Source organism: Halorarum sp. SLYT50, from assembly GCF_059821265.1.
In genome coordinates this window covers 97,258-123,164 of the sequence record NZ_JCAMRW010000003.1, presented here as the reverse complement: position 1 = coordinate 123,164, position 25,907 = coordinate 97,258, and the positions used below count along the sequence as shown (strand labels likewise).

29 protein-coding genes are annotated in these 25,907 nt (G+C 61.5%); 10 read left to right on the top strand and 19 right to left on the bottom strand.

Features of this window, described 5'->3' with window-relative positions; genetic code table 11:
• Positions 1-21: 21 nt before the first annotated feature.
• On the bottom strand, positions 22-327 hold the full coding sequence (locus AC6RUA_RS18470; protein ID WP_499815944.1) for a hypothetical protein: 306 nt from the start codon (positions 325-327) through the stop codon (positions 22-24).
• A 405-nt stretch (positions 328-732) separates the two neighbouring features.
• Here AC6RUA_RS18470 and AC6RUA_RS18465 point away from each other — a divergent pair, with 405 nt between their 5' ends.
• The 5 genes from AC6RUA_RS18465 (at position 733) to AC6RUA_RS18445 (ending at position 2,995) form a co-directional block, all read left to right on the top strand.
• Positions 733-1,101, top strand: coding sequence for a PadR family transcriptional regulator (locus AC6RUA_RS18465; protein ID WP_499815943.1), 369 nt, complete (start codon positions 733-735; stop codon positions 1,099-1,101).
• A gap of 131 nt (positions 1,102-1,232) precedes the next feature.
• Positions 1,233-1,514 (top strand): PadR family transcriptional regulator, encoded by a 282-nt coding sequence (locus AC6RUA_RS18460; protein WP_499816059.1) that lies wholly within the window; start codon positions 1,233-1,235, stop codon positions 1,512-1,514.
• A 532-nt stretch (positions 1,515-2,046) separates the two neighbouring features.
• Entirely contained in the window at positions 2,047-2,232 is a 186-nt protein-coding gene (locus AC6RUA_RS18455; protein WP_499815942.1) for a DUF7333 family protein, read from the top strand.
• A 140-nt stretch (positions 2,233-2,372) separates the two neighbouring features.
• Positions 2,373-2,795 (top strand): hypothetical protein, encoded by a 423-nt coding sequence (locus tag AC6RUA_RS18450; RefSeq protein ID WP_499815941.1) that lies wholly within the window; start codon positions 2,373-2,375, stop codon positions 2,793-2,795.
• 44 nt (positions 2,796-2,839) lie between these two features.
• Complete coding sequence (locus tag AC6RUA_RS18445) at positions 2,840-2,995, top strand: DUF1931 domain-containing protein (RefSeq protein WP_499815940.1); 156 nt, start codon at positions 2,840-2,842, stop codon at positions 2,993-2,995.
• A 797-nt stretch (positions 2,996-3,792) separates the two neighbouring features.
• Here the strand turns inward: AC6RUA_RS18445 and AC6RUA_RS18440 are convergent.
• A complete protein-coding gene (locus tag AC6RUA_RS18440; protein ID WP_499815939.1) occupies positions 3,793-4,128 on the bottom strand; it encodes a group I truncated hemoglobin in 336 nt (111 codons plus the stop codon).
• Positions 4,129-4,571: 443 nt separating this feature from the next.
• Positions 4,572-4,952 (bottom strand): hypothetical protein, encoded by a 381-nt coding sequence (locus AC6RUA_RS18435; protein ID WP_499815938.1) that lies wholly within the window; start codon positions 4,950-4,952, stop codon positions 4,572-4,574.
• 524 nt (positions 4,953-5,476) lie between these two features.
• Here AC6RUA_RS18435 and AC6RUA_RS18430 point away from each other — a divergent pair.
• Entirely contained in the window at positions 5,477-5,665 is a 189-nt protein-coding gene (locus AC6RUA_RS18430; RefSeq protein WP_499815937.1) for a hypothetical protein, read from the top strand.
• 265 nt (positions 5,666-5,930) lie between these two features.
• Here AC6RUA_RS18430 and AC6RUA_RS18425 read toward each other — a convergent pair whose 3' ends face one another.
• The 3 genes from AC6RUA_RS18425 to nirK all read right to left on the bottom strand — a co-directional run bounded on the left by AC6RUA_RS18425 (position 5,931) and on the right by nirK (position 7,597).
• Positions 5,931-6,095 carry a hypothetical protein gene (locus tag AC6RUA_RS18425; protein WP_499815936.1) on the bottom strand — a complete coding sequence of 55 codons (165 nt, stop codon included), beginning with the start codon at positions 6,093-6,095 and terminating at the stop codon, positions 5,931-5,933.
• Between the two features lie 112 nt (positions 6,096-6,207).
• Complete coding sequence (locus AC6RUA_RS18420; protein WP_499815935.1) at positions 6,208-6,507, bottom strand: CGCGG family putative rSAM-modified RiPP protein; 300 nt, start codon at positions 6,505-6,507, stop codon at positions 6,208-6,210.
• Position 6,508: 1 nt separating this feature from the next.
• Positions 6,509-7,597 carry a copper-containing nitrite reductase gene (gene nirK / locus AC6RUA_RS18415; RefSeq protein ID WP_499815934.1) on the bottom strand — a complete coding sequence of 363 codons (1,089 nt, stop codon included), beginning with the start codon at positions 7,595-7,597 and terminating at the stop codon, positions 6,509-6,511.
• Between the two features lie 142 nt (positions 7,598-7,739).
• Here nirK and AC6RUA_RS18410 point away from each other — a divergent pair, with 142 nt between their 5' ends.
• Both AC6RUA_RS18410 and AC6RUA_RS18405 read left to right on the top strand, forming a co-directional pair.
• Positions 7,740-8,708, top strand: a complete 969-nt coding sequence (locus AC6RUA_RS18410; RefSeq protein WP_499815933.1) for a halocyanin domain-containing protein — start codon at positions 7,740-7,742, stop codon at positions 8,706-8,708.
• 280 nt (positions 8,709-8,988) lie between these two features.
• Complete coding sequence (locus AC6RUA_RS18405) at positions 8,989-9,426, top strand: DUF411 domain-containing protein (RefSeq protein WP_499815932.1); 438 nt, start codon at positions 8,989-8,991, stop codon at positions 9,424-9,426.
• A gap of 91 nt (positions 9,427-9,517) precedes the next feature.
• Here the strand turns inward: AC6RUA_RS18405 and mobA are convergent, their stop codons facing one another.
• From mobA to AC6RUA_RS18345, 12 genes are all read right to left on the bottom strand, one after another.
• A complete protein-coding gene (gene mobA, locus AC6RUA_RS18400) occupies positions 9,518-10,204 on the bottom strand; it encodes a molybdenum cofactor guanylyltransferase (RefSeq protein ID WP_499815931.1) in 687 nt (228 codons plus the stop codon).
• Positions 10,177-11,427, bottom strand: coding sequence for a P-loop NTPase (locus tag AC6RUA_RS18395; protein ID WP_499815930.1), 1,251 nt, complete (start codon positions 11,425-11,427; stop codon positions 10,177-10,179). Before AC6RUA_RS18395 ends, mobA begins: the two co-directional genes overlap by 28 nt.
• Positions 11,428-11,430: 3 nt before the next feature.
• Positions 11,431-12,381, bottom strand: coding sequence for a HEAT repeat domain-containing protein (locus AC6RUA_RS18390; RefSeq protein ID WP_499815929.1), 951 nt, complete (start codon positions 12,379-12,381; stop codon positions 11,431-11,433).
• Entirely contained in the window at positions 12,378-13,307 is a 930-nt protein-coding gene (locus AC6RUA_RS18385; RefSeq protein ID WP_499815928.1) for a DUF8068 family protein, read from the bottom strand. The genes AC6RUA_RS18390 and AC6RUA_RS18385 overlap by 4 nt, the downstream gene beginning before the upstream one ends.
• Before the next feature lies 1 nt (position 13,308).
• Complete coding sequence (locus tag AC6RUA_RS18380) at positions 13,309-14,037, bottom strand: molecular chaperone TorD family protein (RefSeq protein WP_499815927.1); 729 nt, start codon at positions 14,035-14,037, stop codon at positions 13,309-13,311.
• Positions 14,037-14,885: an ethylbenzene dehydrogenase-related protein gene (locus tag AC6RUA_RS18375; protein ID WP_499815926.1), complete on the bottom strand. Its 849-nt coding sequence runs from the start codon at positions 14,883-14,885 to the stop codon at positions 14,037-14,039. Before AC6RUA_RS18375 ends, AC6RUA_RS18380 begins: the two co-directional genes overlap by 1 nt.
• 127 nt (positions 14,886-15,012) lie before the next feature.
• Positions 15,013-16,143: a nitrate reductase subunit beta gene (gene narH / locus AC6RUA_RS18370; protein WP_499815925.1), complete on the bottom strand. Its 1,131-nt coding sequence runs from the start codon at positions 16,141-16,143 to the stop codon at positions 15,013-15,015.
• Positions 16,143-19,196: a nitrate reductase subunit alpha gene (gene narG / locus AC6RUA_RS18365; protein ID WP_499815924.1), complete on the bottom strand. Its 3,054-nt coding sequence runs from the start codon at positions 19,194-19,196 to the stop codon at positions 16,143-16,145. Before narG ends, narH begins: the two co-directional genes overlap by 1 nt.
• Positions 19,196-19,390 (bottom strand): DUF8120 family protein, encoded by a 195-nt coding sequence (locus tag AC6RUA_RS18360; protein ID WP_499815923.1) that lies wholly within the window; start codon positions 19,388-19,390, stop codon positions 19,196-19,198. The genes narG and AC6RUA_RS18360 overlap by 1 nt, the downstream gene beginning before the upstream one ends.
• Positions 19,383-20,819 (bottom strand): cytochrome b, encoded by a 1,437-nt coding sequence (locus AC6RUA_RS18355; protein ID WP_499815922.1) that lies wholly within the window; start codon positions 20,817-20,819, stop codon positions 19,383-19,385. Before AC6RUA_RS18355 ends, AC6RUA_RS18360 begins: the two co-directional genes overlap by 8 nt.
• Positions 20,820-20,825: 6 nt before the next feature.
• Positions 20,826-21,506 (bottom strand): QcrA and Rieske domain-containing protein, encoded by a 681-nt coding sequence (locus AC6RUA_RS18350; RefSeq protein WP_499815921.1) that lies wholly within the window; start codon positions 21,504-21,506, stop codon positions 20,826-20,828.
• A 3-nt stretch (positions 21,507-21,509) separates the two neighbouring features.
• On the bottom strand, positions 21,510-22,160 hold the full coding sequence (locus AC6RUA_RS18345) for a hypothetical protein (protein WP_499815920.1): 651 nt from the start codon (positions 22,158-22,160) through the stop codon (positions 21,510-21,512).
• 162 nt (positions 22,161-22,322) lie between these two features.
• Here AC6RUA_RS18345 and AC6RUA_RS18340 point away from each other — a divergent pair, with 162 nt between their 5' ends.
• Complete coding sequence (locus AC6RUA_RS18340) at positions 22,323-22,958, top strand: helix-turn-helix domain-containing protein (RefSeq protein ID WP_499815919.1); 636 nt, start codon at positions 22,323-22,325, stop codon at positions 22,956-22,958.
• 139 nt (positions 22,959-23,097) lie between these two features.
• On the top strand, positions 23,098-23,238 hold the full coding sequence (locus tag AC6RUA_RS18335; RefSeq protein ID WP_499815918.1) for a DUF7560 family zinc ribbon protein: 141 nt from the start codon (positions 23,098-23,100) through the stop codon (positions 23,236-23,238).
• A 123-nt stretch (positions 23,239-23,361) separates the two neighbouring features.
• On the opposite strand, the gene AC6RUA_RS18330 is transcribed toward AC6RUA_RS18335, so the two are convergent.
• Complete coding sequence (locus AC6RUA_RS18330) at positions 23,362-25,677, bottom strand: nitric-oxide reductase large subunit (RefSeq protein WP_499815917.1); 2,316 nt, start codon at positions 25,675-25,677, stop codon at positions 23,362-23,364.
• Positions 25,678-25,907 lie beyond the last annotated feature (230 nt).

The following is a 25,907-nucleotide window of genomic DNA, read 5'->3' as shown; positions in this document are numbered from 1 at the left end:
GGTTGCGTAGGTTGGTACTAGTTAGTAAGGGAGGATCGGAATGATCACTCCAGGAGCGAGATTCTCGAAGAGCCCCACGAAGACGTTGTAGCTCACCGAGAGGACGATCATTCCAGCGCCGCCCCACATCCCCCGCCATCCCCACTGAGCGCGGTCAGCACTCCGGCGAGAGACGAACCACGCCGCCGCCCCGAGCAAGAAGACAATCACCCCCACCTGCCCGAGCGTGGTCGCGACGAACTCCTCGATCTGCGTGAGCGAGTCCGTGATTTGACTTTGCTGTGCAGCAGCGACGCCACTGCTCGCAATAACTGTCAGGAGGGCCAATACCGACCGTACGGCACCATTACGATGGCGCATAGATGCGTCATGAGAGGTATCCCACTAAAATCCTTAGATAATCTATCTAGTAGAGTATTTTTGGCAACAGGCATTGGGATTATCAACATTAGATTGGTAACTAGAACTGTGAACCCGGTATATTAGACCGTCGATTGTGTCAATTGAACTAATTTCGGTATTACATTTGCTCAACGCTTGTCGGCAATATCTATACGGCAGGCCGTCGTTCGCATATCCAATCCTATCGATAGCCCAGCACTCTAACTACTGCGTCCGCTATTTTCTCAAAGATAAATCCCTAACATCGCTCAATAAGTTCCGCGTGTGAACGGCTATGATGAGTCAGAGAAGGGATATAGAGTTTTAAGCACAGATACAGGCGTGGCAAGCATGAGCAATTCAGATCCACCAGAGGAAAACGAATCACCCGACGGCGACGCTACTGATGGAGATGAGGTTGATTTTTCAGAGTATAATCTGCCGACGGATCTGACCGCGTTTCAGGTTCACCTGTTGTATCTCATCTATCGACTCGGCCCTGCACAGGGTGTCACGCTCCAGAGTGCACTCGAAGAACTCTATCCGGAGAATATCAACCAGGGCCGTTTCTATCCGAGTCTCGACCGACTGGTCGAGGCTGGGTTGATAAACAAACAGACGATGGAGAGCGACAAGCGGCGAAAGGAGTACAGCATGACGGGCCGTGGAGAGTGGGTGGCTGAAGAGTCGCTCCGGTTCGCCCGCGAGATGGTTCAATAAGGTGCGAACCCGATTCGGATTCACTCGCTTCTGCCGCGCCTCCGTGAGTTGTCCTGAATCCTTCGTAGTATCCACTAGGCGGCTTGGCAAAGCAGGAGGTTTAATTTCGGCTGACGTATCATCGGAGAGTGATGTATGATCTGACTGGGTTTCAACGTGATCTCCTGTACGTTATCGCTGGACTTGACGGTCCACATGGACTCGCACTCAAGGACCAGCTCGAAGACTACTACGAAAAGGAGATCCACCACGGCCGCCTCTACCCAAATCTCGATACGCTCGTCGACAAGGGGCTCGTCGAGAAAGGCCAGAAGGATCGTCGGACAAACGTGTACTCAATCACCCGGCGCGGAACACGGGAGATCGAAGCCCGACGAGAGTGGGAACACCAGTACTGGGATGATCCAAAATAAACCTAAATGTCGGAACCGAAACGGAGACTGGCATCTCCAACAGCATTGAGGTTCCGGTACTCTAGATATTGAAAATCGTATTTTCGTCCCAAGCGCTATGATGTTCGGAAGAGTCGACTAAGAAGATGTCTGGCTCACGTGCCGATCAAAAGTACCAGATGCTCGTTGGACTCCAAGAACGATTTGAGGCGGAGGGGGCAGACGGAGAGGCAGAATTCTGTGAGCGGATGATCGATAGCCTCGAGTCCACTCGCGACTGATTCAACGGATTCAGCGTATCCTCGTCCTATCTTCGGTTCCGACTCGACGGAAATCCCTAATCTCTTACTCCACTAGCGGCTATTGTGATACTCTACTGATTCATTCTTTATAGCTAATACTCGTTTTACGGTATGACCATACAATGTCCATCGCTCGGACGAGTCACTACCTGAAGTATAGGAGAGATCAACTGCTTAGTTTCTATTAGTGTAGCAAGTGATCAACTGACCCGCTAATGGAATGCTTTTCCGGCACGGCGATAAGGTCAACTATGGAGTTCGACTTCACACGCTCAGTAGGTCCACTCGTCGTGATCGTAGTCGTCGCTACGGTAGCGCTCACCACCGTGATGACGCCATCGACTATATTCATGATGGTACTTCCGTCGATGATCGTCTTCTCGATCGTGGCCTTCGCATTTGGTATGAAATACGGCGAGTTCCGCACGACCCACTAGAAATTCTTCAAGGTAACGATCACGAATTGCTTGATCGATGAGTACGAAGCCTAGGAGAGAGCCGACTGCGAGACTGTCGATGTGACCACCATCGAAGGCGAGAAAGCTATACGAGTATAGGAATCACCACGTCAGTGAGCATGACGAAAGCGGACCTCCTCCAGATAGACGGTATCGGGGAGCCGACAGCGGCCAAACTCATCGCCGACGGGATCACCACCAAGTCCGAACTCAAAAATGCCCTCCAAGAGGTTGCCCCACCCGCACGGCACATCTATTCGAGCGCGCAAGCAACTGTTCTCGCTGCACTCGATCTCCCCACGATCGGCGCACCCACCGTCGCACAGTACACTTGCCAGCCCGAAACCGATCGAGAGCTACAGTATCGGTGGGAGCGCGAGCCGGAATCACTCATCCTCCAGCTCAGGAAGAAGCCACACGGCTATCGGGCAGAGTGGTCGACGGAGACGGGGAAACCACTCCGTGGAAAGCGGTATGACACGCGCGAAAGCGCCGAAAACGCGCTCACACGGTGGGCATACCGTCCCCCGGAATCAGCCTAACACCTGGTCACAGCGTTGAAGTAGTCATCCGACAAGCGGGAGATATGGCTGATTTTGTGGTCAAGGAGTACCTCGACGACCAGAACGTGGCGAGTGACTTTTACGATGCGCTCGATGAGGAAGTCGAGGAATTCCTCGACGACGCTGCCCAGCGAGCGACAGATAACGACCGGAAAACGGTCCAGCTAAAGGGCCTGTAGGTGGGCAGGGAGCCCCGCCACTCGTGGAGGGAGTGGGTTCTGGAGGCTCGGTTGAAACTCTATTGGTCAGACACTATTCTCGGCACGATTGCTGTTACGTAGAGCTGCAAACTGAGCAACCGCTGCACAACGATTTTGCCCCTAGGTCAGAGTTCCACGGATTATGGAACTGAAGGATTACGTGATTCTGTTCGCACTGGACGTGATTGCAACCGTCGTTGGAATCTTCGCATACGTTGGTGTTGGCGGAGCGTTCTGATTAGTGGCTTACCTATACTTACCAACCCATATGAAAATCTATTAGCTGTTGAGGATTTCAACAGAGCCGATCTTTGAGATACTGTTCAATGTCCGGAATCGTCTTCAAGGTGGTGAGCTTCATTGTCTGCCCCTCCATGAGAGGATAGAGGCTATGCATCGAAAGTTGTAGTCTCAACTTCTACAGCGCATCCACTGCTGAGCGGAAGCAGGCTCGCCATCGAATCAGAGTTCTAAATAATGGACTGCTTTAGCGGTAGATATATTTATCTATACTGAGCATTTACGGTGGTTACTTGAGATTGAACTTCACCGACGTAGTTGTAGAATCGCCTTGCAGCGCACTAGAAGTGACTGCGGGTAGCTCTCAACGACACCCTTAGCGACGGACGCAAAGGCCGCGAAGGCGAGAACGCTCGCGCTGGCGAAGGCAGATAGAAAAGTCACATGCGCTGTTCAGAGGAGTGTAGACGAGTTACGAGCTCGCCAAACCGGTTTCACCGCTCCCCGTACTCTCTACGATCTCCGGGCGCAGTTCCTCAACCGTAGCGATAACTTGCTCCCGGTCCTCGTCGGAGACTTCGTTTTTCAGCTAGTGCAGTATCTAAGTGTTTTGCCACGACGTCAAACTCCTCGTCCGTGATACCCATCCCCCTATGAACTTCACGCATATCATTTCCGGAGTACTCAACCGGTCCACCGGTTACCGCCGAGATGAACTGTACCTGATGAGCTCGGAGTTCCGCCGTGTCGCTGTCCTCAAAGTGATGGATTACACGCTCGTCGTTCAGAACACGATCGTAGAAGTCGTCAACGACGCTCTCTACCGCCTCGTGACCACCAAGCCGGTCGAACACTGTTTCGTCGTTACTCATACCAATGTACTTCCGGATGTAATAGGGAAGTCGGTTGTGAATCCAGAATAAGACTATGATTAAAGATGAAGGTGAGTTAAAGCTCGGCCTATGTTCAGATATTTCTCCCGACTCTTTGTATCATCTGCTGACAATCCGAGCCTCCGCTCTAGGGACGGTCGCGACGAATCGGTCAGTAGCCAGTGATCGGCTTGTGTTCCGACGTGTCTGCTCGCGCTCGTTTACCCGAAGAGCCGTTTGACGAGTCCTCGCTTACGCGTCTGTCCGGCGAGTAGTGCAGAGTAATCGACGTCGGCAGCGACATCCATGATGAGCGATCCACTAACCGTGACAGAAGCCCCTGTTCGGTCGCCCCGATGATCACCATACTGCTCTCGACGGCCGTCCGCCGGGCAGGGAACGGGACGAACGGCCCCGGTGGGAACGGGACTGGCCCCACACCCTCACGTCGTGGTTCGACCGTTCAGGTCGAACGTCCGCTCGAACTCCTCGCGGATGCTCTCGATGGTCCCGGCCTCGGCCGGGTCGGCGTCCGCCTGGGACTCGGAGAGCGCCGAGATCACCTCCTTGGCCTCCATCCGGGAGAACTGGACCTCGTGGCTGTCACTGGTGTCGAAGACCTCCGCGAATGATTCGACGAGACCCTGGTCGTTCTCGAAGTGACGGTCCTCGAACCCGAACTCCCGCTGGAGCAGTTCGCGGATGTTGAGCGCGAGGTCGTCGTCGCACCCCGACGCGCTGTGCCGGTACGCCGACAACGCATTGATCGTTTCTCTGGCTTCGCTCTTGGTGAGTTCGACCGTCGCCGTATCCGTCTCGTCCATCGGGAATCCCTCCACGTCCCGATCGGACTGTCAGGGATAAACGTGTGGTGCCCGCCGCCTGGCCATCGGGATCCTGTCACGAGTCCGGCGGTCCGCCCCGAATCGACGGCCGGTCAGAGGGCCGCCAGCGACCGGACCCCCGCCGGGACCGTTCCCCGGTCGGTCCACATCCCGTCGTCCGCCCGTCCGACGATCCGTCCGCGGTTCGTCCCCGCCAGCACCCCGCCGTCGGCGACGGTCCACGCGAGGACGACCTCCGCCGGGACGCCGGGAGACGGAACCGTCTGGAACGTCCCGCCGCCGTCGATCGACTAAATGTGACATTCTGGTACTGTGACCTTGAGCGGGCGGAAGACGACGCCGACGGCGTCCCGTTTGCGACGGTGCGTACCGGCGGTGTACTCGGGGAGTCCGCCAACGGTTCGTGTGCATGGTCACACGTCAGCGCCAGAGGCGACGGCCGGGATTGGGTACCTCGGCGATGTGGTCCGGGCTGTCATCGATGAGAGCGAAGTGAGCAAGACGTGAGTGATGCCGAGCCGGAGAAGGGCGTCGAACGGGTGTGGGAAGATCTGGAGATGGAGACCGAAGGCGAGCCTCAGATAGTGGAGGACGTCGAAATACTCGACGTCCCGGGCGGGATAGTCAAGGTTTACGTCGGCGCCGACGAGAACGATGACGCCTACTGGATCGTCAAGGGGGGCAGCTCATGAACCTCTATAGCTTTGACCGCCACCCCACCCCCGAGAGCGTCGTTCGGGTGCACGCCGATATGATGCGGGGGATGTTGAATTGTGAGGATGACCCGAATGAATAACCCGACCACCTGCTATTCGGGGTGTCCGACTCGGGGGAAAGCGGGACAGATTCCACCCGATCCACCCGCCCACACACCACCTGCCGAGTGAAAACGCGGCCCGTTCTGACCGGAAAGCGAGCAAACCAGACGCCAGGAAGTACTGAAAATGGTAGTGTGTCTTAGTGTATCGGCTCTCCCACGATGAGCACGACGGGATGAAGGTGTGGCTCGCCGACGGGGTCGAGGAGCTCCTCGCACTCGTCGACGATACTACCCCGGATCGCCTTCTCACTCGGGTTCTGATGTGGTCTCCGGAGCGTCGAGATCATGAAAGCGATGCCCAAGAACGAACGTGGACTGAACAAGGAATTAGATCTTTGATACGAAGAGAAACGGTGATTCAGAAACTGAACTCCGAGAACTGTAAAACGGTAACTGTCCCCGTCTACAAGTGGTTCACCACTCGTGGACCGTGACGCGGAGGACGTGACCGCCCCACCCACACTGCTCGATATACGACCAGTCGACGGTCTCGCCGAACTCCTCGTCAAGCACCGGCCCAAGATACGAATCCGGCCGACCGTGAGCACCGTGAGTGACGAGGTTCACGTGATACCCCGGAGCGGTGTGTTCGACTGCCTCGAGGGCGCCGACGACGATCGCAGAGAGTCGCTCGCCGTGAGCTGGCTGTTCTAGGTTCGCGGACCAAGAGTTGTGGTGGACGCGGTCAGTGACGGTGAGGGCGTGTTCGCTCATCTCACTCCTCCGGAGCGAACAGGTCGTCGTTCTCCGGCCCCTCGGCGTGGAGGACGGCGAGCGCACCCTTCCGGGCGACCCGCGAGAGCGCGTGGTCGACCAGCTTGTAGTCGCCCGGGACGGGGAACTGCGCGGTGACCACGGCCGCGCTCCCCGGGAGGACGGGCGTGGTCTGGACGTACCGCTGTGGAGCGGACGCGAACGACCCCTGCGGGTACACCTCGTCCCAGACACCCCCGATCGCGTGGAAACTACTGAGTAGATTCGGTCCGCCGACCGCGTAGTAGATGCGGACCGTCTCGTCGGTCTTCACGCGCATCTCGTCGTAGCCCTGCGGGCCGATGGCGTACTTCTCGCCGTTGATCAGGACGTACGTGGGATCCTCGGCGGCCAATCGCGCGAAGTCGAACTCGTGGTGGCCCTCGTCGCCGGCGGTACCGTTCGTGTACACCTCCATCTGGCCGAGGTAGAACTCGTGGTCGACCGGCGGAAGTCCCTCCTCGGGTTCGACGAGGATGATACCGAACATCCCACTAGAGATGTGGTAGTCGACATTGGCGACTGCACAGTGGTAGACGAATGCGCCGGGGTAGGTCACCTTGAACCGGAGGTTCTTCTCCTCGCCGGGGTTGACGGTCGTCGCCTCCGCGCCGCCACCCGGCCCGCGGCACGCGTGGAAGTCGACGTTGTGCGCCATCGTACTGGTCTCGGGGTTCCGGATCGTGAGTTCGACCGTATCGCCGACGCGAGTGCGGACGAACGGTCCCGGAATCTGACCGTCGAACGTCATGTAGGCGAAGGTGACGCCGGGTTCGAGCTCGGCGACGACCTCTCGCGTCTCGAGTTCGACCGGGACGGTGGCCGGCTCTGACCGAGTAATCGGCTCTGGAATGTCTCGGGGGTCGGCGGCAACGCGATCGACGTCGACGGGGTTCGCTTCGGCGAGCGTCGACTCGTCGAGTCCGACGTCGAGCGGTCCCGTCACCTGTACGTCATTAGTGGGGGATCCGACGGTGCACCCGGCGAATGCCCCGGCGCTTCCGACCGCCATTCCTTGCAATACACGGCGTCGAGTGGTAGTGTACGTCATCTGTTTCCCTCAGTAGTTCAAGCTTCGACCTCGGTATCGATATAAAGAGAAGATGATACTCGTGATATGAGAATCATGTTTCGCACTTAATCTGATCCGGCCAGTATCTCCGACCATGGCGACGAGTACAACAAATTCGGCCATGACCTGTAGCCGACGAACCGCTCTCCGGGCGGGCGCGGGAACGATGCTCGGAACGGCCGCTCTCGGTGCAGTTCCGCGTCGGGCGACCGCAGCGTCCGACTCAACGGGGTTTGAGACGTGGCTCGAAGACGTTGGGAACTACGACGAGATCGTCGACGAACGCGGGAACGAGACCGTCACGGTCGACGTTGGCGCTCGGGGTAACGGCGGCGATTTCGCGTTCGAACCGGCGGCGGTTCGTGTCGACCCCGGGACGACGGTCGTCTGGAAGTGGACGGGGGGAGGGGGCGTACACAACGTGGCCGCTACGGACGGTGGCTACGAGAGCGACTTGCTCTCGGACGCGGGCGAAACGTTCGAGCACACGTTCGACGGCGACGGGGAGAGCCTGTACTCGTGCGTTCCCCATGAGGCGATGGGGATGAAGGGTGCCGTCCTCGTCGGCACCGCTGGCAGCACGCTGTCGGAGGTGGACTACGGCGACTGGTTCGACGGGGTCGAGAACTTCCAAGGAACAGTTGATAGAACCGGACAGAAACTCGTCCGGATCGCAGTCGGGGCGTCGGGGAACGGCGGGAACTTCGCGTTCGAACCGGCGGCGGTTCGTGTCGATTCCGGGACGACGGTCGTCTGGGAGTGGACGGGAAAGGGGGACGCACACAGCCTCGCAGCAGCCGATGGGAGCTTCAAGGCCGATCTGATCGAGACGGCCGGCGCGACCTACGCGCTTCAGTTCGACGGGACGGGCGTCAGCAAGTATACCTGTCCGTCGCACGCGGCCGAGGTGATGCGGGGTGCGGTCGTCGTCGGCGACCCAATGGCGGGTGTCCTTGACGTCCCGATGTCGGCGGCGATCGTCGGCGGGGGCCTCATCGGTGCCGCACTCTCCCCGATCGGATTCGCCGCCTTCCTCGCATTACACGGAACTGAGGACGAGGCTCCAGCTACTATCGAATCCGATCGCTAATCGTCGGCCTCTTCCCCCGATTTCGTGCTCGTGGCGTTTTAACCCATAGCGGACGAGAGGTTCGTGCGGGCCGGGGGTGATCGACGACAGATGTACCGAAACAAATGAATGAGTACCGCTGGCACCAGAAATATAATTGAAATTAACTCAAGGAAGCCTGAACGATTCTCGCATGAGAAGAATGATCGGTATCAGCATATATCGAGCAAGACAATGAGTAGTGATGCCGACAGGGAAGACACGACGAGATGTACTTCACCTCGGGGGGGCGGTGGGCGGGATGAGTCTCGCCGGTTGCCTGAATGTAACCACAAACGACCGGCAGAATTCCGGGGAGATGGTCGCCATCGGGACTGCCCACCAGTACAGTGCACCGGACTGTAGCTGCTGTGAACGGTACGCCTCTTACTTCCGCCAACAGACGGATGGTGACTTCACGAACACTGTATCACCTGATATCGATTCTATCAAGGAGAAATACGGTGTTCCAGCGGATCTTCGGAGTTGCCATACAGTCGTCGTCAACGGATACGTCGTCGAAGGACACGTTCCCATTGACGTGGTCGCAACCCTTCTCAACGATCGACCGGCTATCGACGGCATCGCGCTTCCGGGGATGCCATCAGGATCACCGGGAATGCCAGGGGAACAGTCGACCCCCTTCGTGATCTACGCGATCGGAGGAGGACGGACAGGCGACACGTATGTCGAGCGATGAGGAGTAGCGTACAGTTGCCGAGAAACTTAGCCCAATCTATCACCCCTCAATACGGGCTATAACGAGACGCACGTTCTGCCTCACGGGGTGACTATCGCTCGCTCGTACGTCGGAGGTCGCGATACTCCTGCTTCGTGTTGACGTTCTCAACCGACCTCGTGAGAGGTACCTTGGAGGGTGCACTCGAAATTGGAACTGTCGTAGCTTCCGATAGCGAATCGAGCAGCGTTCTGAGACTCGCGTCTGGCCGGAGTTGACCACGAACGTCCGCCACCGCCTCCCGCCGATAAAACGCGTGTAACGGTTCGCGCTCTCCGTCGGGGTGGACCGGGACGACTGCCTCCGATGGCGGATCGGCCGTTCGGAGATGACCTGCGAGCCAAGCGACTGCCTTTGGAGAGAGCCGCGGCATGTCGCATCCGGTCAGGAAGAACCAGTCGGTGTCGATGAACGAGAGCGCGCCGTATAGACCGGATAATGGTCCCTCCAACGAAGGCGCGTCGAACGCAAAGCGAGGGGCTATGTTCGCCTTCGAGTTAGACAGGAGCATAGCACGCTGGCTTTCGTCGTTGAGCGCAACTATCGGCCGGTTGTCCGTCGCGTCGCGAACGGTCCCAAGGACACGTTCGAGGAAGGTAGAGCCGGCCAAGGTTGCGATTGCCTTGTTCTCGTCGCCGAAGCGTCGACTCTGACCGCCCGCGAGGACGATACCCGATACAGGGGGAGGACTGGATCTTGTAACGCTCGGATTCACGGCCGAACAGCCTTGAGTGCCCACTTCTCTAGTCCTCGCCGCTCGACGGTGAATACGGGAAACACCTCCGTCGGCTCGCCATCTATTCCGATGAGGTCGGTCAAGAATTGACCTACGGGAGTCGGATCACGGTCGCTCAGGAGGTAGAAGGGTTCACCCGGGTCGAGACTCTCAAACGCATCGCGTACGCGTTTCACCCGCTGTTGTGATTCGAGGTCGCGTATATCGACCGGATCGTCGGGTAACTCCAGTCGATCTGTGTCTTGAAGTCGGTCTACGACGGTTTCCACCAGCGTCTCGAACGGGTCAAGGACGACTCCGGGCTCCGGTTGGGTCTGTAGATCGGGGGAGAACGGCAGGCAGTCTAACACGGGCATGTCGAGTCGTTCTGTCGGCATCTGCTCGGAGAACATCTCGTGGTCCCTGCCACAGTCCTCACAGACGAAATGATCCATGTTGACCACACAACCGAGGACCGGCACACCGTTCTCCTCGAACAGCCGACGGCTCCGGCGCGTGTCCTCAACGCTGGTGTGGAACGGCGTTGTGACGAAGACCACGCCGTCGACGGGGACCTCCTGAAGCGTCGTCAACAGGACGTCGCTCGTTCCCGGCGGGAGGTCGATGACGAGCGTGTCGGGAGCGTCCCACGCCGTGTCAGCGAACAGGTCGGAGAGCGCGTCGTGAGCCATCGCACCACGCCACGCCAGCGGGCCGCCCTCGGTCATCAATCCGACGCTCATCACCTCCATCCCGTCGATGGTGACCGGGATGGGATTGTCGTCGTCGTCGGCCATGATCGGTCCTTCGACGTCGAGAAGCGAGGGCACGTTGGGACCGAAGATGTCGGCGTCGAACAACCCCACGTCGCGGTCGGCAGCGAGCGCGCAGGCCAATTGGGTCGCGACCGTAGACTTGCCGACGCCACCTTTCGTCGACGCGACGGCGATCACGGTGTCGATTTCGGCGATCGATACTCGGTCGTCGGTGTCCACACTAGCGGGTTCGACGTGGGCGCTCTCGACACCCGACACGTCGCGGATCGCGGTCAGCATCGTCTCCATGACCTCGTTGCTCGTCCGCGGGTCGAACTGGTTGAGGTCGGCCTCGACGGTAACCGTGGCGTCGTCGATGTCGATGTTCTCGACCAGACCGGCCTCGAACACGTCCATGCCGGTCCGGGAGTCCTCGACCGACCGCAGGGTCGATTCCACGTCTTCCTGAAGTTGTTGGTCGTACTGAGTCATCGGTCAGAGGTTGGGCTGTCGATTCAGCAGGTCCTCGCCCGGAAGGAGGGTGTCCCCCTCCGCCATCGCGCCGGTGAAGCGTCGTCGGAAACGGGCGGAATCGACCGACCGTGCGTGTCTTGCGGTCAACGCGACGATGTCGCTGTCATCGGAGGTCGCGAGTCCCTCCAGCGTGCGGCGGGCGCGGTCGTCGTCGATCCCCGCGAGGATGTGGGCGGCCCACTCTCGAACTCGCTCGCTTGGGTCGGTCGCCAGATCGATGGCGTCATCCAGTACGTCCTCCCCTCGAAGCTTGAATAGCGAGATCAGGGCGTTCCGACGACTGGCGTGGTGGTCGTCGTCCAATGCGGTGTCCAATCTATCGGCGTAGCGTTCCCGGTCGATACGGTCGAGAGCGACCAGCGCTTCGGCCCGGACCCAGGGGTCGTCGTCGTCCTGTGAGACGGCGAGCGCCACGTCCCCGGCGTCGTCGGCCCGGAGTTTGGCGAGCGATTCGACGGCGAACTGGCGGACGTCGGGGTCGTCGTCGCCGAGCGCGACCGTCGACAGCGCGGCGACGACCGGTTCCGACCCGTCCGTCTCCGAGAGCGCCAACGTGGCACGCCGCCGTTCCGTCTTAGAGCCGTCCTCGAGGTCGGCGAGGAGTTCCCGAGCCGAGGCATCTGCGACCGGGTCAGTATCGCTCGCGGTCAACTCGTCGGGGTCCATCTCGCCGATCGTCACGTCCCGACTCACCTCGATGTCGGCGAGGCTGTCGAGGGAGTGGCCGAATCCCGGGCTCTTCGTCGGGTCGAGTTGCGGGTCTGGTTCCTCTTCGACCTCCTCGTACTCGGGATCGTCCGAGTACGGGTCGCTCTCACAACCACACTCGCTCCCGCATCCGCAGTCGTGGTCGTGTGCGCGGTCGTTCTCGCTTCCTCCGTGATCGTGTCCGTGTTCGTGTTCATGACTCATGTCGTATCACCAACCGTATCGTTGAGGGTAGCCGCGACGAATGCCACCGCGAGGACTGTCCCCAGTGCTCGGGGGATAGAGGATGGGACACCGACCGAGAGGAGTAGTAGCCCCATCGCCGTCGGGGCGACCTGCCGATTCACCACCCCCGTCGAGACCGTCGTCGCTAGTCCACCGACTGCCGCCGCCAAGAGGAGGGTCGACGCGCCAACGACGCTTCCGGCGACCAGAATCACCGCCCCGGAGACGAACGGGGCCGCCCCGGCGAGATGAGCGGTCACGGCCGCGGCGATACCACCGACGACGAACGAGTTCGTCCGCGGCCGGAACGCGAACGGCGTCGTCGCCATCCCGACGAGCGTGACTGTCGTTCCGACGGGTCGAACGGTCGCCGAGCGGACGCCGACGGCTCCGAGCAGCGAGAGGGTCAGCCCCGCGAGGAGTAGAGTCAAGACGATACCGATTCGGGCACGCGGGCGGGACGACGACCGCTCCGTCGTCGCCGTCCCGACCAGCGTCAGCCAGCCGCCGAGGAGGAGCGCGCCGACGGCCGTCACGGCGACAGTATCAGTCACTGCGGAGACGAGCCCGAACGCGCCGGCCAGCGAGAGCCCGATCCGTGTCCAGTTGTCGCGTGCAGTCAGCCCGAGGAGGAGTCCCCCGATCGCCGGAGCGACGGTCGCCGCAGTCGTCGCCGTGTCGAACCAGACGCCGGATACGACGCCGGGCAAGGGTATCGGAGCGTTCAGGAGGATCCGGGTGGCTGTCAACACCCCGAGGCCAAGGACGGCCACGAGGCCGGCCGCGAGGCGGACGGACGCCGTCGAGCTCCCGGACACGTTCTCACTCGCCGTACCGACGACCGAGCGCACGCGCTCTCGCACCGTCGCAGCGCGTTCGCGGACCGCATCGGTAGGATAACTCACGCTAGTTCCCCTCCAGTCGGTCGGCGAGGTCGCGTCGGTCCGCGGCGGTGAACTCGTCGAGGAACTCAGCGAACCCGCTGTAGGCGCCGGTGTTCGGTTCGGTCTCGATGCGTTCGACGACACCTTCGACGAGGATCCGGAGGTGACGGTCGAGGAGGTCGAGTCTGGCTCGCCTGGCGTCGGGACCGTCGTCGATAGCTTCCCGCCGAGCGAGGTAGCCCGCGAACTCGAGTTGGAGCCCGAGGTAATCATGGTGTTCTCGGTCGGACGAGGCAGGTCGCATTCCGTAGTAGTCGTACGCCCGGGCGAGGTCAAGGTTCACGTCGGTCCACGACGCGTCGGGCCGGTAGGCCGACTCGTACAGCGGGACGGGCGGTTCGTCGGTCGAGAGGGTGCCGTCGGTCCGGTCCTCGTACTCCGAGTACCCGATCACAAAGAGGTCGTTGTACCGCGCACAGAGGGTGTCGTAGTCGTCGTCGGTATCGACCCCTGTCGTCGCCACGTCGAGCGGCGTCCGGTCGAACAGCGTCGAGAGCTGACTCCGGAGCGACCCGTCGTCCAACACGTCGTAGAGTTCCTCGTCGGGGTGGTCGAAGGCGCTCGCGAGGACGGCGTAGACGGTCCCGCGAGCCGCCGGATCCGGGTCGACGTCGCCCACGTCGAGCGGCGGGCCGTCACGGTCGTGAGCGGTCCCCTCGGCGGCGCCAGTGTCGGGGTTATCGGACGACATCACGAGTCACCTCGCTGGATCGCCGTGCCGGTGACGACGACCACGACGGCGATCGCCAGTCCGGCGATCGCCCAGAGGACGGTCTGATACGGCGGCCCCGGCGGCTCCGGACCGAACGGGATCGAGTACCACTCACTGACGGACTTCCTCCCCGCGCGCTCGGCGTTCGACCCGTTCCAGACCGCGAAGGAGACGGGGACGTCCTGCTCGACTGCGAGGGAGACTCGATTCGGGTCGTCGACGGTTAGCTGGCGGGAGAACACGACGTGCCACCGGCCGTCCCGGTACGTCGCGTTGGTCGAGATGGACGTTCGCTCGAACTCCGTCGCAGATCCCGGCCCCGCGGCCAACAGTTCCTGCCGACCCATGTCGCCGTTCCACCACCAGACGTTCACGTTCGACTCGGGGCTCCCCATAGCGATCCCGGGCTGTTGGCTGACGTTAGCGGGGAACTGAATGGCGACGGCGTCACCGTAGGAGTTCAGCCGCGGCGCGTCGTACTGTGAGGGAGTGACGTTCCCGTCTTCGGTACCGTCGTCCCACGACAGTCGAACGTAGAGACGCTGTTGAGTGTACGCTGCCTTGACGTTCACTCGATCGATCGAGGTTTCGTTGGCGTTCGGAGCCTGACTCGGCGCACTCGACAACGGGAGGGTAGCAGTCGAGGCGTCGTTCCACGCCGGAGCCGTCGGGTTCGAGATCGTCTCTGCCTGCGACTGCGTGGCCGCCATTACCGGGATCTGGTCCGCGGGGCGACCGGCGACGAGCGCTGGGCCGGCCGCCGCAGCGAGGACGATCGCACCGGCGACGAGGAGTTTCCGCGCCGTCGCGGAGAACTCGTCGGTCACCCCTCGAACACCCCGGAAACAGAGCGCGGTGGGACCGGAATATCTCCCTCGCGTCGCTCACGACTCCCCGTTCGAGCGGTCGTGAACCCGCGATCTGGGAGCTCCGGTTCGAGTCGTCGTGGCCGCATTAGTCGAACGCCTCCAGTCGGTACTGCTGGGCCGGATTGTTGGTCGTGAGGATGTCCATGAGTTCGCTGTCGTCGCCCCGACGGACTCGATCGCGGTGGCGCTCGATGGTATCGAGCGCCTCGTGAACCTGCTCACCGAACAGTTCTTCGAGCAGGGGGCGAGGGATCCGCTCGACGTCGATACTCTCGCCGTCCTCGGAGTGTTGAGGCGGAGCGAACGGCGGAATGTAGTAGACGTTCGGCTGGGTGTGGTAGTCGGGGTGGAGTCGGAGCGCCACCCCGTACTCGTTGACCAGTTTGTGTATCGGTCCCTGCTCGTCGTCGAGGAAGCCGACCATCCGGAGTTGCGGCGGACACTCGGTCGCGCAGGCGGGCGGGACGGCGTCGCCGTCGTTGAGGTTGAAATTACCCTCGTCGCTGTTCTCGCCCTCGATGCGAGGATAACAAAAGATGCACTTCTCCGAGCGCTTACGCATCACGTTGTAGTAGACTTTGTTGTACGGACACCCCTCGACGCAGTAGCGGTACCCCCGACACCGCTCCTGGTCGACGAGGACGATACCGTCTTCCTCGCGCTTGTAGATCGCCTTCCGCGGACACGCCTCGGCACACGACGGATGCGTGCAGTGGTTACAGATCCGCGGGAGGTAGAAGTAGTACGAGTTGGGGTACTCGCCGCCGCCCCGATCCTCGTCCCAGTTCGGTCCCCACTCGGGGTCCTCCCCTTCGGGGCGGAGAGGTGCGTCACTTCCGTCGTACATCACTTCGGTGTGATTGAACTCCCACGCTCGGCCGTAGTCCTCCTGCGACGGGAGCGTACCGTCCCCCTCCTGGTATTCGAGGTGACTATCGTCCTCAGCCTGTTCGGCCGACGCGTAGCCACCGCCGTCGTCCTCCCAGCCGCGAGGATAGCCCGCCCCCGGTTGGGTCTCGACGTTGTTCCAGTACATGTACTCGCGGCCGCCCGAGTCCGTCCAGAGTTTCTTGCAGGCGATGGTACACGTCTGACATCCCACGCACTTGTTGAGGTCCATCACCATCGCCACTTGGTGGTCGATACCCTCCGCGACGTCGATCTGTTGCCCGGTCTCCGTCGTGGCCGTCTCGTTCTGTTGGTTCTGTGAACTCATTAGGAATCGTCCCCGTTGGTCGCGTCGCTCCGAACGCCGTCGAAGTCGGTCGCGTCCTCGCTCGTGGTGTTCGTCGTCTCGGTACTGGCGACGGTCTGGTCCGACGCGGGCGTCTCGGGGACGACGGTCTCCGTCCCCGCTGGGGTCGTGGTGTCGGTCCCTTCGTCGCCGGACGCGTCCTCGACCAGTTCGACGTCGACGCGGACGTCGCTGTTGACGCCTGTCGGCCCCCAGTAGTTCGGGATGAACTCAAGGTGTTCGCCGCTGTCAGCCGGATACTGTACCAACTGCGTCGGCTTCATGTACATCCCGACGAGCGTGTTGAAGTTGCTCCGACTCGGGAACTGGAACCGTTCCCACGCGAAGTAGAGTTTCGCCACGCCGGGCTGGGCGCTGGGGTATATCTTCACCCCGACCTCGATGTCGTCGAGGTCGTTGTACACTCGAACCGTATCCCCGTCTTCGATGCCCCGCTCCTCGGCGTCGTCGGGATGCAGGTAGACGACGGGCCTGCCCCGCTGGAGGCGGAGCATGTGGGTGTTGTCCCGCCACGTCGAGTGGATCGACCACCGACCGTGCGGGGTGTTGTACCGGAGCGGGTACTCCTGTTCGGTCTGAAGGACTTCCGGGTCCTTGTAGGTCGGTACCTCCTCGCCGAGGTCGAGGAACCAGTCGTGGTCGATGTAGTACTGCTGTCGCCCCGTGAACGTCGGCCACGGGTTCTTCTGTTGGACGTATCGCTTCCACGGGGTGTACGGTTCGCCGTCTTCAAGCGGGGACGTCCAGTGGTCGCCGGCGGCCTCGAACCGGCGCGGCTGTTCGACCGTGTCGTCGAACGTAATGCGGCCGTCGCCCTCCTCGGGGTTGGACTCCTCGGAGTGGTCGAGGATGAACTCCGCGGCCGCCTTGTCCTCTACCAAGGCGTCCGGTTCGTCGTCGAGCCAGTTCCGGACGTAGTCGTCGTGGATCGACGCGAGGTCGATATTGCGGTCGAACTTACGATCCGAAATCGGATCCAGATCGCGTTCCGTGGCTATCTCCTGCACCTTCTCCGCGAGCAGCCGGAATATCTCCCAGTCGGTCTTCGACTCCCCGAGCGGCTCGATGGCGGGTGTGAACGGGTGGACGTACGAGTGCATGTCCGTCATGTTCAGGTCGTGCTTCTCGTAGTGGCTCGCCGCCGGAAGCACGATGTCGCTGTACAGCGCCGTTGAGTCCATCCGGAAGTTGATGTCGACGATCAGGTCGAGCTTCGGCCAGAGGACGTTCTCGATGGCGATGCCGCCCTTCGACTGGTTGAAGTAGTTGCCGCGCCAGCAGAAGAAGACGCTCGGGTCGGGACGGTACCCGTCCTCCCGTTCTTCGGGGTACACCGGCATCCAGTCCCTGTCGATCGACTCCTGAATCCGCCTACGGGTCTCGGGTTCGATGTTGCCGAGGATATCGCCATGGTAGTAGGTCCACAGCGTCGTCGGCACCGATCGAACGTTTTTGGTCGGGAACGAGAGTTCCCGCCACCCGTGGTATGTCCAGATCTTCTCCTGTCCGACGTAGTGGTCGAACCCCGTCCCCTGCCGGCCGATGTGGCCGGTGAGGGTCACGAGCAGTTGGATCGCCCTGTTCCCGAGGTCGTTGTGGTACCAGTCGTTGACTCCCTTCCCGTGGATGATCTTCCCCCTGTCCGCGTTGGCGAACTCGCGGGCGATCTCCTGGTGTGTCTCCTCGCCGACCTGCGTGAGTTCGTTGACCCGCTCCGGCGTGTAGTTCGACAGTTCGTCGGTGACGTGCGCCCAGACGCTCCGAACCTCAACGGTGTCGTCACCGCGAAGTGGGACCGTTCGGTCCACGTCGAGTCGCGGGTCGAAATCGAGGGCGATGCTCGCGTTCTCGTCGTGTTTGCCATCCCTGCTACCCAGCGACCCCGGTGCGGTCCGGAGGGTGCCCTGCTGGTCAACCATCACGAACACCTTCTCAGCGTCACCGTCCGTCGAGAGACCGGCGACGTCGGCGACGCGGAGGAACTTCCCGTCGTCCTCCCGGACGAGCAGCGGCATGTCGGACTGCTCTTTGAGGTGTGCCTCGTCGTAGAGCTCCTCGTCCACGATGGTCCGGGCCATCCCGAGCGCGAGCGCGGCGTCGGTGCCCGCCTGCGGCGAGAGCCAATCGTCACAGTGGATCGCCGTCTGGGAGTAGTCGGTGAAGATCCCGACCCGCTTCGTCCCTTTGTAGGCAGCTTCGAGGAAGAACTTGGCGTCCGGGATCCGGGTGACGTTGACGTTCGACCCCCACGCGATGATGTAGTCGGCGTCGTACCAGTCGGCGCTCTCGGCGTTGTCGGTCTGGGTCCCCCACGTGATGGGTTCGCCGGGCGGGAGGTCGGAGTACCAGTCGTAGAAACTGTGACTCACCCCGCCGAGAAGGCTGATGAGTCGTGACCCAGAGGCGAACGACACCGGACTCATGGCCGGGATCGGAGTGAACCCGGAGATGGCGTCGTAGTTCCCCTCCTGGACCTCTTCGATGACCTTCTCGGCGATCTCGGTGAGGGCCTCGTCCCACGAGATCCGTTTCCACTTCCCCTCGCCGCGTTGTCCGACTCGTTTGAGCGGGTGTTTGATCCGCTGTTCGGCGTTGATGTAGTCGGTGTAACACGCCCCCTTCTGACACCCGCGTGGGTTCGACGACGGGAGGTCGTCGTTGATCTCGGGGTAGTCCGCGGCCTGCTCCTCCCGCCAGACTTGGCCATTCTTGACGTAGACGTTCCACGAGCAACTCCCCGTACAGTTGACGCCGTGAGTGCTCCGGGCGACCGAGTCCCAGTCCCACTTCTCCCGGTAGAAGTCCTCCCAGTCGCGGTAGGGGTAGTCACCGATGTAGTCGCTCCCGCTGACTCGTTCGATGCCGGTCATCTGCGTCAGCGAATCGGCGACGCCGGTGCCTGAGAGGCCGAGCGCGGCCGACAGGCCGACTCCCTTGAGGAAGCCACGCCGACCGAGGCGGCTGTTCGATTCGCCCGAGTCGTTCGTCTCTCCGTTCGATTGATGATCACTCATTAGGTATCGTTTGGTCCGTTGATGAACACGGTCGCTAGTCCGAGCGCCGTTCCACAGACGCCGAGCACCAGCCCCGTCGTCGTCGCACCGCCGGCCTCCAGTCCCGCAGCAACGAGTGCGAGGCCGCCGAGCTTCGTCGTCACATCGAGGACTCGGTAGGTCCGACTGGTACCCGCCGTGCTGCGTTCACTCATCGGGGCGTCCCCCTCGCGGCGACAGATCGTTCGACACGCTATCCACCTCTTCCTCCGACCCAGCCGTCTCCGTCGTCCCAGTACCGCCGTCGGTAGCGGACGTTCCCGGGTCCGCGGTCTCGGTGTCGCTCTCTCGGAGGACGTAGTACGTTATCGCGCCGGCGGCGACCGGATAGACCAGCGTTCCCACCAGAAGTATCGTGTTGATGGTGTCGGTCGATACCGCGATGATGTCCGCGAGGATGTTGTTCATCCCCGCGATGGAGGCGATCATGACGAACGTCACCGCCGCGACACCGACGGCCGTCTGCCAGGGGCGGCGCAGCGGATCGACCGTGAAGTGAGTCGGCTCTTCCCGGTAGTCGATGAACGGCCACAGGAACAGGAGGCCGAACACGAGCCCGGGCAGGGCGACGCCGCTGAGGAACTCCGTCGAGACGTGGATGTCGGTGAAGGGAACGGTGAAACTCGTCCACGACGGCATCAGTTTCAGGAACCCGAACACCCACATGAGGAACCAGTCGGGCATGATCAGCGCGGGCGTCGACGCTGGGTCGTTCGGACCGTACTCCGCGACGTTGTGGACTGGCAGGAAACCCGCGAGCAGCGAGATGAACGCCAGTGTGAGGAAGAACACGACGACGCTCACCGCCGCTTGGTTCGGGAACGCCGGCAGTCCGACGACGTACGTGTCGTCGTCGCGGTCGACGGGTGGGCCGCCCGACACGGCGCCGCTCCGCGGTCCTTCCGTGTGTTTCTGCCTGATCAGGATCGTCATGTGGACGCCGATCAGCGCCATGATGGCGACCGGGATGAGGAACACGTGGAGGAAGTAGAACCGGGGGACGGTCGCGCTCGACGGATACTGACCCCCGAAGACGATCTTCGCGAGGACGTCCCCGACCACCGGTACGGAGGTGGCGATGCTGTACCCGATACCGGTCGCGGTACTGGCGAACTCGTCGAACGGGAGGGAGTAGCCGGTGTACGCCGCGAAGATGGCGAGGACGGCGAGCAGTCCGCCCACCACCCAGTTGGGCTCGCGCGGGTTGCGGTAGGCGCCAGTGAAGAACACCCGGAGCAGGTGGAGGCCGATCGAGGCGACGAAGAAGTGCGCGGCCCAGTGGTGCATCCGCCGGAGGAACATCCCGTAGGGGATGTCGTACGTGATGTTGAGAACGCTCGCGAACGCCGCGGGTAACTCCTCGCCTTGGTACTGAGCGACACTCCCCTCGTACGTGATCTCGGTGGTGCTGGGTTCGAAGAAGAACCCCAGAAACACGCCCGTGATGACCAGTACGAAGAACGTGAACAGGGCCACCTCGCCGAGGAGGAACGAGTCCTCCGCCGGGAACGCCTTGCCGAGGAACCCGCTGGCGTCGTCGAGGTCGAACCGACCGTCGAACCAGCCGTAGATGCGGTCTTTCATCCGATCTCACTCCTGTACACCGACGGGCCCCTCGAAATCCCCGGCAGCAACGAGGTAGCCGTCGTTCGACAGCGTTATCGGAACCTGTGGGAGCGGTCGCGGCGGCGGTCCGCCGACGACTGTGGCGCCCCGGATCGGGTTGAACTTCCCAAAGTGACACGGGCACACCATCGTCTGTCCCTCCTGGCTCGCTACCATGCACCCCGCATGCGTACAGACCTTCGAGTAGGCGGCGTACCCGGAGACGGTCGACTCCAGATTCGTCGGCTCGGCGTATTCCTCTTCGGGGAAACGGACCAACAGCGTCGGCGCGTCTTCGAGTCCAGGTCGGGTTTCGGGGAAGACGGTCGTGAACTCCCCCATCGAAAGGTAACCTTCGTCGATCCGGTCTCCCTCGGCGTCCACTAGCGGCACGCCGTCGCTGTAGATCGGTCCGGTGTACTCGCGCTCAAACACCCGGGTGAGCCCCGCGAGCGGGGCTGCGAGGCTCCCGACCGCGGCCAGTCCGCCCATTGTAGCGAGTACCTTGGCCACGTTTCGCCGACCCAGCCGTCCGTCGCCGTCCTCGGGCGTCGTCGGTTTCGTCCCCCCGTCCGCTCGAGTACAGGGGTAGCACTCGCAGGGGTCGGTCGACGGTTCGACAGTTCGTGACCGTTGCGTTTCGTCGGGTCGGTTCGTATCCTCCATGGCTTAGTGCTCCCGTTTCTCCATGACCTCGATGTGTGGCATGAACCACGCGTAGTACGCGACGGTGAGCCCCGCGAGCGAGAAGAACAACCCCGCCGCGTAGAGGCCGAAGTACTGCGTTCGTGCCAGCGTCAGGTACTCGCCGGTGAACAGCGCAGAGAACGCGATCGCGAGTACCGTCAGCGCGGCCATCACGATCAGCCCCTCGTTCGACCCCGTCGCACCGTGATACTCGACGAGCCATCGTCGCTCCGTACTCAGCCACGAGGAACTACCCATTTCGTCGGACGGACTCGGGGGACTCTCGGTGTCGGAGCGACCGGAGTAGCCCCCATCCGAGACGGCTCTGTCGGCGTCGGCTGGTCGAACGGCACTGTTCATGAACCGATGAGCACCGACGAGAACGCCATAGAGACCGAACAACGCCACCCAGACGATCACGCCGACCTGACTCGGGGAGAGCTTGTTCGGCGCGTCTATCGGACCGCTGAGCGGTTGAATGTCGCTGACGCTCTGATCGATCGCTATCTCCTCGCTCGCCGGTTCCCCGTGGAGTGCGACGTACCACATCGGGAGCAAGACGAGCGTGACGAGGACTCCGATGACGAGCGTCTCCCGCCGTAGTATCGTCCCTCCCTCTGGCTTCGCTGTCATCCGTTTTGCGCTCCAGTTCTCTCTCCCAGATCGGGGAAAGAGCCAGACAGAAGCTAGCTGTGAGGGAGATTATGCACTCTCCCTCAATATAGGGGGGCTTTAAGTCTACCCCAGTACCTGATGGAAGGAATTAATTAATAGGATCACGAGAAGGAGTATAATATGGCACAGGAAAGTGTCCTCGCGGAGGTGAAGATCCGAGACCCGGGTGTGTGCCAAGTGGCGTCCGCGGCCGAGCCAGCGGCGACGATAACGGAGGTGTCACGGACCGTACTCACGAGCGACGAGGGGTTCGTGACGGAAGAGTTCGAAACGGGAGACACGGGCCCCGATACTCGGTCGGCAGTCAAGTCGATCGACGAGGCGAACGGCGTGTATCGTCTCCGTCGTCCGAAGGGACAGGAGTGTGCCTGCGAACTCGTCGAACGCCACGAGTGCCCAGTCAGGAGGATTCACGTCGACGGAGGACGTCTCTCGGTGACGTTCTACGCCGAAGACCTCCGAACGGTCCGACAGGTCGTCTCCGACCTTCGAGAGAACTCCGACGGGGTTCACCTTCGCCGCCTCCATCAGCCCAGTGATGGGTTCTCGACCGACCTCGTGGACATCGACCGTGGCCAGTTCACCGAACGACAACGTGAGGCCCTGCAGACGGCCCACGAAATGGGATACTTCGATCATCCGAAGGAGGCGAACGCAGGAGAGGTAGCAACCGCACTAAATATTTCCACGACGACGTTCGTCGAGCATCTCTCGACCGCACAGGCGAAACTACTCGAGCGCTTATTCGACAGATAGCTGACCGAGATCGCGCCAGAAGGCGACATCGCGTCGAAGGAGAATAGCCGAGGGACGACGTATTCGCGTTCGAGAAGCCTTAATGACCCAAAATACGGAGGGGTATCGATTTAGGATCTTCCGGGCGCACTGAGTTTAGATGGTCCGGAGGTATCGGTTCTCTTGCCCGTCCTGTGGGGAGCGAATCGTCGTGGACGAGTACGTCCGCGACGAACTCCTCGAACAGGGCTGTGTCCTCTGTTCGGCGAGCGTTCGAACGGACTGTTTCGACCCCGTCTAAGTCGACTTACCACCGCCTCACCCACGCCGAGTCGGGGACACGACCGAAGCAACCGAAACGTCGCTGGCTCACTCACTTGGGCGCTGCGCCGAACGGCACATCGCCGGGACAGAACGGCACCCCTCAGTCGTCGCCGAGGTCGGTCCCTGCATCCTCGTCTTCACCGAAGATCCGGCGTGAGATGATGGTTCCGCCGGTGGTCGGAGCTGTCTCTTCGCGGCGGACGAACCGTTTCTTCACGACGTCGTACGAGAACAGCCCAGCACCGAGGATGAGGAGTACGTCTCCCGGAAGCCGTGCCCAAAAGAGGTTCTGTACGAGCGATTGATTGTAGAACGCGAGCGAGCGTGCAGCGTCGTAGGTCTGCGTGAAGGCGACTTCGAGTTGGAGGAACCCAACAGGAATATCACCGATCACGACCATCCACGCCAGTCCGGCGTTCAACACCCAGAACGCGCGCTTCAGGTTCGTCGGGTCCCACTCCCCAGGCTTCGTCGTGAATCGGAGGACGTACGTCGCCAACCCGAGCGCGAGGAAGCCGAACGCGCCGAACATCGCGCCGTGGGCGTGCCCGACCGTCAGGAACGTGCCGTGTTCGTAGTAGTTGACGATTGGGAGGTTGATGAAGAACCCGAGTACGCCCGCCCCGACGAAGTTCCACAACCCCGAGGCGACGATAAACATGAACGGAAGACGGTAGGGGAACTCCTCGCCCGCGGCAGTCATCGCCCGATACTCGTTGAGCGCCTCGTAGAGAATGAACACCAGCGGGATGAACTCCAGCGTGGAGAAGACGCTCCCGATGGGCACCCAGTATTCAGGGAGGCCGATCCACCAGTAGTGGTGGGAGACGCCGATGACGCCCGCCCCCATCACGAACAGCGCCTCGAACATCACAGCCTTCTCGGCGCTCCGCCGGGTGAGCAGGTTCATCGAGACCAACGAAACGCTGACGATAGCCACCACGAAGAACTCGAATACTCCCTCAACCCACATGTGGACGACCCACCACCGCCAGAACTCCGTCACCACCATCGACGTCTTGGGCGTGTACAGCATGCTCGCCGAGAACAGCAGACCGATCGACCCACCCGCGTAGACGATCAAATGCGCAAGTCCATACGGCTCCTCACGGTCGAGCAGTGGCTTGAACCCACGAGCGATGAGTCCAGTCCAGAGGACGAACCCCACGAGCAGGCCGACCTGCCAGAGTCGGCCGACCTCGAGGTACTCCAGCCCCTCGTTGCCGAGGATCCACCAGAGCGCACCGTCGATGTAGCCCTGCGAACCTAGCCAGATCCCGACGAGCCCACCGACAACCACAACGAGCAGTGCGCCGAGTAAGACGTGGATGTACGACTTCTGATTGGCCGGTTCACTGCCCGTGAGTAGCGGTGGCAGGAAGAGACCGACACCGAGCCACAGCGTCGCGATCCACAGCACCGCGAGGTCGATGTGCCACGCCTTCGTGATGGCGAACGGCAGCGTCGCCATCGCGTCGATTCCCAATGCCTCTGCGATGCCGTAGAACCCCTCACGCTCGATATAGTAATGTGCCATCAGCCCGCCGAGCAGAGTCTGAACCAAGAAGAGAACCGCTGCAATCGGGACGAATCGGACGGCCGCGAACTGACTGGGAAAGAGCGTAACCTCGCTCGGTTCTGGAACGTCAACCCCCTCTGTAGTCGGCTCCGGAAGGTCGATCGAGCTGTACAGCCAGATGCCGGCGCCACCCCCGGCGATAAGGAGCACCATCGCGACGACGCTCCACGTCATCGCGGAGACGGGCGGCGTGTTCCCCGCGCCGGGATTGTACGGGAACTCGTTGGTCCACGAGATGTCGGCGTTCGGCCGGTCGACCGTCGAGAATATCGCAGTCCACAATGCAAAGTCGGCGAACCGGCGCGCGTCTTCCTGTGACCCGACGAACTGTGCCGGAACACCGTGTTCGAGCGATCCCCCGTAGTAGCGTTCGACATACGCCTCTCGTACTTGCTCATACGCGTACGCTTCTGCGGCGGTGAGTTGTATGGTCTCCCCCAACTCCCCGTTCTGGAGTTGCCGCTCTACGATCGAGTTCACCGCCGCCTGTTCCGCTTGATCGATCTCCGCGTACGTCGTCCCGTAGCGCTCGCGGGCGACGTACTCGCGCATGTTCGTGACTAATCGATCCTGTGCGTCCGCCGTGTAGTCGGGGCCGAAGTACGCGCCGTTGCCGAGGATCGACCCGTGATTCATCAACCCGTTCTGTTGGAAGACGGCCTTGCCTTCGACGAGTTCCTCGTTCGTAGCGAGAACTGTTCCATCGGGACCGACGATCCGGTCGGGTCGCTCCGGCGACTGTTGGTACGCGAAGTAGGCTCCTCCCCCCATGAACAGGAGGTTGAATACGAAGACGACAAGCAGCGCCTTCGCCAGTGTCGACCGTTTGACCTTCATTATTCGCCTGTCGAATAGCCGGTGTCATAAATCCCCAGTATCACACTGATTATGCGGGAATTAAGACATAGATTCAGGAGAACTAGGACGACATCGTAGCAATAGAGGGATATTCGCCAGTTGTACGTGCGACGACTCTTCGATATCTCACTCGGGAACGAGCACCGATAATTCTCCTGTTTCACGAGTTCCGGATACCGTTCTCGGAGTTGGAGAATGATGATTCGTTT